Origin of the sequence: Aquabacterium sp. (assembly GCF_004297345.1) — a bacterium.
Taxonomy (GTDB): domain Bacteria; phylum Pseudomonadota; class Gammaproteobacteria; order Burkholderiales; family Burkholderiaceae_C; genus Aquabacterium.
This window is the reverse complement of record NZ_SCTN01000546.1, coordinates 1-10,753: the sequence shown is the minus strand read 5'-3', so window position 1 is coordinate 10,753 and position 10,753 is coordinate 1. Positions and strand designations below refer to the sequence as shown.

General features: G+C 64.7%; 6 protein-coding genes. 1 reads left to right on the top strand and 5 read right to left on the bottom strand.

The features are described 5' to 3' along the window. Positions 1 to 274 (top strand): hypothetical protein (locus EPO09_RS21095; RefSeq protein WP_290646385.1); only part of this gene is annotated, 274 nt, incomplete at its 5' end. A gap of 18 nt (positions 275 to 292) precedes the next feature. On the opposite strand, the gene EPO09_RS21090 is transcribed toward EPO09_RS21095, so the two are convergent. From EPO09_RS21090 to tssL, 5 genes are all read right to left on the bottom strand, one after another. Then, complete coding sequence (locus EPO09_RS21090; RefSeq protein WP_290646383.1) at positions 293 to 3,673, bottom strand: PAS domain S-box protein; 3,381 nt, start codon at positions 3,671 to 3,673, stop codon at positions 293 to 295. Positions 3,674 to 3,831: 158 nt separating this feature from the next. After that, positions 3,832 to 5,820 carry a serine/threonine-protein kinase gene (locus EPO09_RS21085; RefSeq protein ID WP_290646381.1) on the bottom strand — a complete coding sequence of 663 codons (1,989 nt, stop codon included), beginning with the start codon at positions 5,818 to 5,820 and terminating at the stop codon, positions 3,832 to 3,834. 37 nt (positions 5,821 to 5,857) lie between these two features. Next, positions 5,858 to 6,559, bottom strand: a complete 702-nt coding sequence (gene tagF / locus EPO09_RS21080; RefSeq protein ID WP_290646379.1) for a type VI secretion system-associated protein TagF — start codon at positions 6,557 to 6,559, stop codon at positions 5,858 to 5,860. Beyond that, positions 6,559 to 10,155 (bottom strand): type VI secretion system membrane subunit TssM, encoded by a 3,597-nt coding sequence (gene tssM, locus EPO09_RS21075; protein ID WP_290646377.1) that lies wholly within the window; start codon positions 10,153 to 10,155, stop codon positions 6,559 to 6,561. The genes tagF and tssM overlap by 1 nt, the downstream gene beginning before the upstream one ends. Next, positions 10,152 to 10,753 (bottom strand): type VI secretion system protein TssL, long form (gene tssL / locus EPO09_RS21070; protein ID WP_290646375.1); only part of this gene is annotated, 602 nt, incomplete at its 5' end. The genes tssM and tssL, both read right to left, overlap by 4 nt.

Genomic DNA, 10,753 nt, shown 5'->3' with positions numbered 1-10,753 from the left:
TCAGGCCGCGCTGCAAGCTGATGGGCGAGTGCGTGCCTTGCCGCTGTATCAAGAGCGCAGCCGGGAGATCACGCGTGCGCTGGATCACGCCAATCGCTTGCGTTATCTGGTGTTCCCGAAATTCTGCGAGCGGCTGTTCGTGCGGATGCTGCCCAGCAGCACCATCACGCACCTGCATCTGGATCTGATGGCCGATGACATCGCCTATGGCGACTACGCCCGCCGTTTGAGCAAACGCCTGCTCAAGCGGGTGATCAGCGGGCGCCTCTCCTGACGCGCCTGTCAGGTTGGCTCAGCTCGTGCAGGACACGGGCGTGAGCAACTGGCTCAAGGGCTGGGGCTTGTGAATCAAATAGCCCTGGGCGTGGTCCACGCCGATGTCGCGCAGGGTTTGCAGCACGGCTTCGGTTTCCACGAACTCGGCCACGGTCTTGATGTTCAGCAGGCGGGCCACTTCGCAGAAGCAGCGCACGGTGGCCTGATCCAGCGCGTCGTGCACGATGTCCTTGATGAACTGGCCATCGATCTTGAGGTAGTCCACGGGCAAGGTCTTGAGGTAACCGAACGATGAGGCGCCCGAGCCGAAATCGTCCAGCGCCATGCGCACACCGCTTTGCCGCATGCCCTCGATGAAGGCGGCTGCGTCCACCAGGTTGGTGATGGCGGCGGTTTCCGTGATCTCCAGGCACAGCTTGCGCACATCCACCGAGGTCTCGGCAATCAGCTCCTGCATGAAGCGGTGGAAGGTGGGGTCGCCAATCGACTGGCCTGACAGGTTCACGGCGATGGTGTCGATCTGATCGAGTGCATCGCCTTGTTGATTGAGCCAGTCGAACACATGGCGCACGACCCAGCGGTCGATGCGTGAGGCCATGTGGAAGCGCTCTGCCGCGGGCAGGAAGGCGCCGGGCGGGATGATGCTGCCATCGGTATCGCGCAGGCGGATCAGCACTTCGCAATGCAGCCCTTTGCTGGCATGCCGAATGGGCTGGATGCGCTGGGCGTACAGGATGAAGCGATTCTCGTCGAGCGCCTGCTCCAGGCGGCTGGCCCATTGCATCTCACCTTTGCGGGCGCGCATGGCCTGATCGGTGTCGTACCAGGCGTGCACGCGGTTGCGGCCTGCCTCTTTGGCAGCGTAGCAGGAGGTATCGGCGGCTTGCAGCACGGATGCGGTGTGGGCCCAGCGCTTGTCCAGCGGGACCAGGCCGATGCTGGTGCCGATCCGAAAACGCCGACCGTCGTGGATGAAGCGGAACTCTTCCATCTGGTCGCAGATGTCCTGCGCTACGCGATGGGCCTGATCGACCGTGCAGTGCTCCAGGATCACACCGAACTCGTCGCCGCCCAGTCTGGCCAGTGTGTCGCGTGAGCGGACGCAGCCTTGCAGCAGGCTGGTGACCTGGCAGAGCAGTTGATCGCCCACGCTGTGGCCGCAGGCATCGTTGACCAGCTTGAACTGGTCCAGATCGATGTACATCAGGGCATGGCAGGTGTCATGCTGCTGCGCTTCACCCAGCACGCGTGTGAGGCGCTTGTCGAACTCGGCGCGGTTGACCAGGCCGGTGAGCTGGTCGTGCGTGGCGCGAAAGCTCATCTCATGGCCCATGCGGCGCTGCTCGGTCACGTCATGGAAGACCAGCACCACGCCCAGCATCTGGCCTTCTTCGTCGCGGATGGGCGCCGCTGAATCTTCGATGCCGTATTCCTGGCCTGTGCGCGAGATCAACAAGGTCTGATCGACCTGGCCGACGTGGATGTCTTCGGCCAGGCAACGCTCGAAGGGGTTGACCTCGGGCTCGCGCGTCTGTTCATTGATCACATGAAAGACCTGGCTGAGCGGCATGTCACGCGCCGATTCGTTAGGCCAGCCGGTCATGCGTTCGGCTACCGGGTTGAGCCATTGCACGCGGCCATGGGCATCGGTGGTGATCACGGCGTCGCCGATGGAATGCAGCGTCACACGCAGCAGCTCGTGCTTTTCAGCCAGCTCGCGCTCCATGTGCTTACGATCGGTCACGTCGTAGTTGGCGCCCAGCACGCGGGTGGCCCGGCCTCGCGCATCGCGGAACACGGTGGCGCGGCCATATACATAGCGCACGTGGCCGTTGGGGTGCAGCACGCGGAAATCGAAGTCCAGCGGCTTGTGGCCCTTGATGGCGGCGCTCAGTTCGCGGCTGGTGTACTCCAGGTCTTCAGGGTGGATGCACTTGCTCCAGTCATCGAGCTTGCCGGTGAACTGTTCACGTGGCAGGCCGAAGATGGTGTGCATCATGTCGCTCCAGGTGAGCTTGCCTTCGGGCAAGGTCAGTTCCCAGATGCCGATTTCATTGGCTTGCGTGGCCAGTGTCAGGCGCTCCTGGTTGGCGTGCAGGGCGGCCTCGACGGCGTGCTTCTCGGTCACGTCTTCGAGGATGGCCAGCGAGCGCACGGGTTGGCTATCGTTGTCACGCTCCATGATGGCAGACAGGCGCACGTCGATCAGGCTGCCGTCCTTGCGCACCATCTGGTATTCGACGTTGTCGCAGCGGCCCGTCAGCAGGTAGCGTGGCAGCACCACATTGCGTGCGTACTCGTAAGAAGACGGCGCCAGAAAATCCGCCGACGAGCGGCCAATCACCTCTTCGCGTGTGTAGCCCATCTTGGCCAGCCAGGTGTCGCTGACGGTCAGCAAGATGCCGTGCTGGTCGATCGAGTGCAGCATGGCCGGCGTGGATTCATACAAGGAGCGCAGGCGGCGCTTGCTTTCCTTGAGCGATTCTTCCGCCAGCTTGCGTTCTGTGATGTCGCGACCGACCGAGTGGATGCCGGTGGCCTCGCCTCGGTCATTGAGCACCACGCGATTGGTCCAGGCCATCCAGTGCAGATGGCCATTGGCGGCGATGGTGCGGTTCTCGTCCTGGATGGTTTCGCGTGTGCTCAGCACCCGGTGCATGTGGGCGCGCACGGCCGCGCGTTCGGATTCGGGCACGTAGTCGTACAGGCTGGTGCCCACGATGGCTTCGGTGGGTTTGCCATACTGGCGGCTGTAGGCTGCATTGACGAAGGTGAGGATGCCCTCCGGCGTGGAGAGCGAAATCAGCTCCGTCTGATCCTCGACGATGGCGCGGTACAGCGCCTCGTTGTTGGCGATCTGTTCGGCCAGATAGCTGCCTGTGGTCAAGGCCTGGTAGCGCACCCGTTCGCGCATCATCAACGCTTGGGCAGCGATACGGGCCAGGTCTTCCAGCGCTTGCTTTTGCTTGCTCGACAAGATGCGAGGCTGCTGGTCGATCACGCACAGGGTGCCCAGTTGCAGGCCGTCTGGCAGCGTGATCGGGGCGCCTGCATAAAAGCGGATACCCGGTGCATCGGTGACCAGCGGGTTGGCCATGAAGCGGGTATCGCGCGTGGCATCGGGCACTTCCATCACCTCGGGTTCGAGGATGGCGTGCGCACAAAAGGCAATATCGCGCGGCGTTTCATGAACGCCGGGCAAGCCCACATTGGCCTTGAACCACTGGCGATCCGCATCCACAAAGCACACGAGCGCCACAGGGACGCCACACAGTTGTGCGGCCAGATGTGCCAGCGTGTCGAACAGCGGTTCGGGCTCGGTATCGAGCACGGCCAGTTCACGCAGTTTGGCCAGACGCTGGGCTTCGTTATTCGGCAGGGACGCTGGCTGGGTCATCGATGAGGATGGTTGGACTGCAATCAACTGGGGCAGGTGCACATACCTGCCCGGAAGGATTCTGTCCCCTCACAGTTGCCGGTGATCAGGTAAAACGAATGCCATGTCACCAGCTATTTGCCGATTGTGTGCCTGTCTGCGGCCGGTGTCAGCCCATTTCAGCGAGTGGCCACTTCTTCGATGTGGACGAGCGACGCACCATAGCCTTGCTCGCATGGCGAGGTGCCTTCGCACAGTGCGGGTGGCACGAAGGGGCTGCCTTGGCCCTTGTGCTCGCTCCAGGCCTTGGCGGCTTGCGTCATGTCGAATTCGGGGATCGTGTCGGCCATGTTCAGCCCCAGCTTGCTCAGATCACGCGGGAAGGGTGAGACCACGGTGACGATGTGGTCAACGCCTGCCGGGCCGCCGGCTGTGATGTGCCAGCCCTTGCGTGGCAGTTGCACCAGCTTGTTGGCTTCGATGCGGTTGTTCTTGTCCAGTGCGTTGGGGAAGAGCAGGTAGAAGTGGTTCTGATCGGTGCCGGCCAGATAGACGTAGAGGTAGCCGGGGATGCTGGACTTGACCTCGAACAGCAGCTTGTCCTTGCCGATCACCAGTTGCGACTTGTCAGTCAAGGTGTTGACCGACATGAGCGGGTCGGCGTTGCGCACGATGTCTTCCAGTGCGGCGACGATGGTGAACGGATCGCGTTGCGCGGGCATGGCGGGCGGCGTGGCCGCTGCAGTGGCGCTGCTGGCGGCTGCGACAGCGGTCGGGGCGCTGGCTGGCGCTGCGATGGATGCTGCCGCTTGCGAGGCGCTGGTTTCAGGCGCGGCCGGGCCGCTGTGGCCGGATCGTGTCATGAACCAGGCGCCGCCACCGCCAGCGATGCCCAGTGCGGCCAGGGCAATCCAGAGCTTGTTGCCCGATGAGCCAGGCGTTGATGCACCGCCTGCCGCGTTGGCAGCCGTGCTGCCTGAGGCTGCGGGCGCTGATGGCGATGTACTGGCCGATGAGGGCGTTGTTGAGGGCACTGGCTGGTGAACCTGCGTGGGCGGAAACGCCGTCTGCGGTGTTGCCATGGCGGTCATCTGCGTGAGCTGCTGGGTGTGCGCTTGCGCCTCTTTCACCAGCGTGGCCGCATCCGTGCCGGCAGGCAGGATCACCGTGCGGTCATCGTCTTCGTTCACCGGTTGCGGTGTCGTCATGCCGGGCGGCAACTCGGTGGCAAACAGGCGCTCACGCAAGGCGGCCATGTTCTGCAGGCGCTTTTCGGGGTGCACGGTCAGGCCGGCATCGATGGCCGCCAGGAAGGGCGCGGAATAACGCCCGGCTGCCGATTGCAGGAGCGGCGTGAGGTCGTCCTTCATCATGCGGCCAACCGATGGCGGTGGCGCCTTGCCCATGATGGTGGCGTACAGCACGGCGCACAGGGCGTAGACATCCGTCCACGGGCCTTGCTTCATGGAGGGCACTTCGGCGTACTGCTCCACGGGGGCGTAGCCGGGCTTGAGGATCACGGTGAGCGCCTGGGTGGCGTCACCGATCACGCGGCGGGCGGCGCCGAAGTCCAGCAGCAAGGGCTTGTTGGGGCCCAGCAGCAGGATGTTGTCGGGCGCGATGTCGCGGTGGTAGCAGTGATCGGCGTGGATGACTTCCAGCGCATCGATCAGCGGGCCCAGCATGCCCTTGAGCCAGGCTTCATCGGGCGCCTGCTTCTGGTCTCGCAGCCAGGTCTTGAGCGTGGGCCCCTGGTAGTAGGGCATCACCATGTAGGCGGTGCCGTTTTCTTCCCAGAAGCGGTAGACCTTGATCAGCGCGGGATGATCGAACGAGGCCAGCAGCTTGGCTTCGTTGACGAAGCTGCGCATGCCCAGCGTGAAGGTCTCGCGCTGGCGCTCGGACTTGACCGTGACGGACAGGTCACCCGCCCGCGTGGCCAGAGAACCGGGCATGTATTCCTTGATGGCGACCGTGCGTTCCAGCTGCGTGTCATGCGCCAGGTAGACGATGCCGAAGCCGCCTTCACCGACCAGGCCGGTGATCTCGAACTCGTGCAGGCGATGGCCGACGGGCAGCGCATTGCCGCTGTGGCCGCCGGCCTGGGCAGGGCTGTTGTTCGACGCGGGCGTGGCGGGCTGTGGTGAGGCGGATTCGGCTTGGCTCATGAGGCGATGAAAGAACGAGGCTGGGCAGTGGCGGGGATCACCAGCTGCCGCGCAGAAGATCGACGAAGTGGTCCGCACCGGGCAGGCCCGGACCCATGCTCAGGCTACCACTGCCGTGGCCCGAATCCGGCTGCCACCACAGACTTTGCCCTTGTGCCTGTTGATGCAGGCTGGTGCCGGCCACACCTTCGAGCCACTGGCTGAGCGAGGTCTGAGGCGCGGTGACGTAACGATCACGGCCCATCAGCCTTTGCATGCTGGGCACGCCCACCGGCGGTGCTGCTTGCCAGGCCGGGGCGGTCATCAACTGGGCTTCAAAGGTGTCCACGTTCGAGCCTGGTTGCAGGGTGGACATGGCAGCGTGAGCGACATGCTCCATCCAGCGCTGCAAGGCGGTCTGATCCTGACCGGAGTCAGGCGCATGGGTGCTGGCCTGGGCCACGATGAGCGGGAAGTAGCGCCCCACGCTGTCCACGCTGGGCATGAGCACGCCCATCCACCAGTGTGGGCCGGCGATGCCCGGGCTCCAGGCGAAGCGCCACACGGGCGCCGTCAGGTAGGTGTTGAGCCAGTGGTCGCCCAGTTGCTGGCGGCTGGTCTGCACACCGCGCGAGAGCCAGTCATCGCAGCGTTGCACGAACTCCGGCGGCAGGCGCCGGGCACTGAAATCACCCAGCGAAGCGATCTTGCCGAACCAGCCGCAGGCCGGGCCTTCCGCACCCGGTATCACGCCCGACATCACAGACCTCCCGGGCAGGAGAAGCTGCTCAGCTCAGGCAGGCGGAAGGGGTTCTGCACGCTGCTGGACGTGACCGTGAAGGTGGCATGGCGCCCGCCCACATTGAAGTTCACATTGAAGCGCTCGGGTGCGCCAGCAGGGCTCAGGGCCATGCGGTCAAACAGGCGGAACAAGGCCCAGGGGCCTTCGGTCACGATGGCGTTGTCGCCGGCACCAGGCGGCGCAATCGACACGCGCACCAGCGAGCTACCGCGTGGGCCGGGCCATTGCACGGTGGCCGGGATCTGCGGGCCGTGAGCGTACTTCACCAACTGGCCGTCCACATCCAGCGTGAACTGGGTGATGGTGGCGTCCATCTCGAAGGGTTTGAAGTCTAGACGCAGGCCAGGCTGGTTGCCACCAGCTCGGAAGAAGGTGTCGCGGATGGCGGCGGCGCGCTGGAACTGCGCCAGCGTGCCGCTGTCCGTACCCATGGTGGCGCCTTCCAACTTGCGGAAGCTCCAGGGCCGTGTGGACGTGTCCACAAAGCGGGCGAGCTGCTGCTGGAAGAAGGCGTCCATCAGGCCACCTGGCGCGAACATGCGGGCGAAGTCATCTTGCGTGACGTCACGGTTGCTGCCGCGCACGAAGGGGTAGCGCCCGGAGATCGCTTGCTGGCAGAACTCGCCGATCTGCGACTTGATGGCCTGGCCCAGATTGGCGCGGGTGGCGTCCAGCGCGGCCGAGGTGCCGCTTACCGACAAGGTGTTGAGCAGCGAGCGCAGCGGTTCGGGCAGGCGGGCGGCTTCGGCCTTGACCTTGTTGGGCACATCGCTGGGTGGTGGCACGTTGCCGCCTTGCACGGCGGTTTCGGTGGCCGTCAACAGCGTGTAGACCTCGTTGATCAGGCCGAGTGTGCCGTCGATCGGGGCCGGGCTCTTGCCATCGGGGCTGGTCACCATCTGGCGCAGGGCCAGGAAGCGGTCGTCCACGATGGATTCGATGCGTCGGCCATCGGCGACCGCCGTGGCGGCAGGCTTGTCACCAAACAGCTTGGCGATCTGATCGCGCGATTTGTCGAGCGCGCTTTCAGCCTTGTCCTGCGCCTTGTCGATGATGGACTTGCTCTCCGACAGGCTCAGCGTGGTCTCGTGCGACAGCGCCGTCAGCAAAGGCTTCAAAGGCGATTCGGGGCTGGACAGCACGCGGGCCATCTGCGAGGCCTTGGGCAGGCTGTCGGAAGGCAGCATGCGGATGTCGGCGATGAAGCCTTCCCAGATCGTGGCGTACTCGGTCAGGTAGATCTGGCGCACGTCATCGGTCAGGCGGCGCAGCGCGGCGGGATCACGCAGGGACTGCGAACGGGCGCTGTCCTGTACGCCGAGCACCCAGGTCTCTTCTTCGCTGAGCTGCTTGGTGGCTTGCTCGACCTGCGGCTGGAAGCCCTTGTGATAGCCGTCAAACGTGAACAGGCCGGGCACGCCCTTGGTCAGCGGTGCGCCGCTGGCACGCATGAACACCAGTGCCGCGCTGTTGCCAGCTGCCTTGGCGATCGTGAACTCGGGGATGTCGTCGCCCACGCCTTGCTGCTTGAGGCGGTAGTACACGCGCTGGGCCAGGGGGATGGCCACCAGGCGGGCGCGGGTGCTGTCTACCAGCTTGCGGTCTTCCGGCAGGGGCGACACGGCCGGGCCTTGGGCCAGCAGGTCGTCCAGATAGCCATTGAGCTCGGCACGCTGCTCGGTGGTGACACTGCGGGGCAGGTTCTGATCCCAGTCGGCCATGAAGTAGGACTTCAGCGCCTTGGGGTCGAAGTGCTGCGGGTCGTGCAGCATCACATAGGCCTTGAGGGCTTCGTATTGCAACTCGGGGTTGTCGATGCTGGTCTTGACCTGGTCCTCCACACGCAGCGCGATGCGGGGCAGCAGGGCATCGACCAGCATGCGCTCATAGGCCTGGCGTGATGCGGCGTCCAGCTTGCGGCCCTGGTACAGGCCAAAGCCCAGCGACCAGGGCACGGCACGCTCGCTGTCACCCACGGCCAGATCGCGTGTGGCCTTCAAGGCGGGCATCAGCACGAGGATGTCAGATGAAGCACGGTTGGGCGTGGTCTGCAGCAGTGAACGCACCCCTTGCTCGCGCTGGCTGACTTCGTTGACGTAGCTGCGGTTGTTGAAGAAGCTCACACCCCAGGCCACCAGCAGCGCGGTGGCGATCACGCCGATGGTGGCGTAACCAGCAGCGGCCATCAGGCCACGGCGGCGCTCCCACTTCAGATCGGTGCCACCGAGTTCGCTTTCGGCAAACACCACCTCATTGAGCAGGCGCTCCAGGAAGAAGGCTTTGCCGCTGGCCTTGTTGGGCGGCAGCACGGTGCGTTCCAGCCGGTAGCTGCGGGCGATGTTGCCCAGCATGCGGTCCAGCGGTGTGCCTTCCTGCGTGCCGCTGATGAAGTACACGCCACGGATCAGCGGGTTCTGCTCGAACTGCGAGGGCGAGAAGACATCGTCCACAAAGGACTTGAGCACATTGCGCAAGCCGCCGAACTGCTGCGGGAAGGCGTAGATGCGGGCGCGTCGGGCCGGATCGTGCTCCAACTGCAGGCGGTCGATCAGCCCATCGGTGAGTCGCTTTTCCAGCGCGTCGAATTCGGGCAGGAAGGCGCCGGCGTCGCTGTGCTGCTTGTCATCAAGCTTGAAGGTGAAGCCCCAGGGCGTGGCGCGGGTGTCGCGGTCCAGCTCGCCCAGGCTGTCCATGAAGCCGGAGAGCAAATCGCACTTGGTCACCATCAGGTAAATGGGGAAGCGCACGCCCAGTTGTTCATGCAGCTCTTGCAGGCGCGTGCGCACGGCAGCGGCCTGAGCCTGGCGTTCGGCGGCTGATTTGGTCAGCAGATCGGGCACGGACACCGTCACCAGCACGCCGTTGACGGGCTGGCGCGGGCGGGCGCGCTTGAGCAAGGCCAGGAAGCCATTCCAGGCGGTCTGGTCGGCTTGATGATCGCTGTCTTGCGTGGTGTAGCGGCCAGCGGTGTCCAGCAGCACGGCCTGGTCGGTGAACCACCAGTCGCAGTTGCGCGTGCCGGCCACACCGGGCAGGCCCTGGGCGCCGCTGCTGGGCGTGGCCAGCGGGAAGCGCAGGCCCGAGTTCAGCAGGGCCGTGGTCTTGCCGGAACCCGGCGCACCAATGATGATGTACCAGGGCAGCTCATACAGATAGCGCTTGCCGGCACGGGCTTTCAGGCCCGACCACACGCCCTTGTGGGCTTCGAAGCGCGCGTTCTTGAGGGTCTCCATGCCCTTCTCGAAACGCTCGCGCAGCAGCTTGACTTCGGGCGCTTCAGGCTCGGCATCGCTGCCCTTGGGGGCGGGGGCCAGCAACTGGTTGACCACGGCCTGGTTGGCCTTTTTGGCACGGATGGCGCTGATGATCTTGATGAGGGCATAGGTGCCCACGATCAGGCCGATCAGGATCAGGCGAGACCATACCGAGTCGAGCGGGCGCAGCGTGCCAATGGCAATCAACGGGCCCACGATCCAGATGACGAGCGACAAGGCCAGCAGGCCGATGATGGCCAGGACCATGCCGCTGAAAAGGAAGGACAGCAGCTTCTTCATGGTTGTGTCTCTTGTGCTGCGTTGGCTGTGGCGATCGCGTTATCGCGGGCCACGAACAGGATCACCTCGACGCGGCGGTTCACCGCGCGGTTCGAGGGCGTCGTGTTGTCCACGACCGGCTCGCCATCTGCACGGCCTTCCGAGCGGATGCGCTCCTTGGCCACGCCATTGGCTTGCAGCAAGTCACGCACGGTGTCGGCACGTTCTTGCGACAAATGCCAGTTGGAGGGGAAGCGCATCGAGCGGATGGGCTGGTTGTCCGTGTGGCCAGTGACCAGCACATTGCCGGGCACTTGCACCAGGGCCTGGGCGATGCGCTTCATGATGGCTTCGCGGTTCTCGCTCAGCGAGGCGCTGCCCGCATCGAACAGGCCATCACCACGCAGGGTGATCACGCTGCGGTCGATCTCGTCGCGCACGGCGACCAGGCCGGAGCGGATGTCGGCTTGAAGAAACTGGGCCAGACGCGGCTTGGCGGCGGGGATGGGCGTGGGCGGCACGGGCGGCGCCAGACGCAGGCTCTGGATCGCACCGAACACGGGATCCGAATGGCCGCTGAGCGCGAAAGTCAGGCCCAGGTACACGGCCAGCAGCACTC

What these genes read in the sequence shown, in the direction of transcription:
- EPO09_RS21090 (WP_290646383.1), bottom strand. Translation starts at nt 3,673, where the DNA reads ATGACCCAGCCAGCGTCCCTGCCGAATAACGAAGCCCAGCGTCTGGCC.
- EPO09_RS21085 (WP_290646381.1), bottom strand. Translation starts at nt 5,820, where the DNA reads ATGAGCCAAGCCGAATCCGCCTCACCACAGCCCGCCACGCCCGCGTCG.
- tagF (WP_290646379.1), bottom strand. Translation starts at nt 6,559, where the DNA reads ATGTCGGGCGTGATACCGGGTGCGGAAGGCCCGGCCTGCGGCTGGTTC.
- tssM (WP_290646377.1), bottom strand. Translation starts at nt 10,155, where the DNA reads ATGAAGAAGCTGCTGTCCTTCCTTTTCAGCGGCATGGTCCTGGCCATC.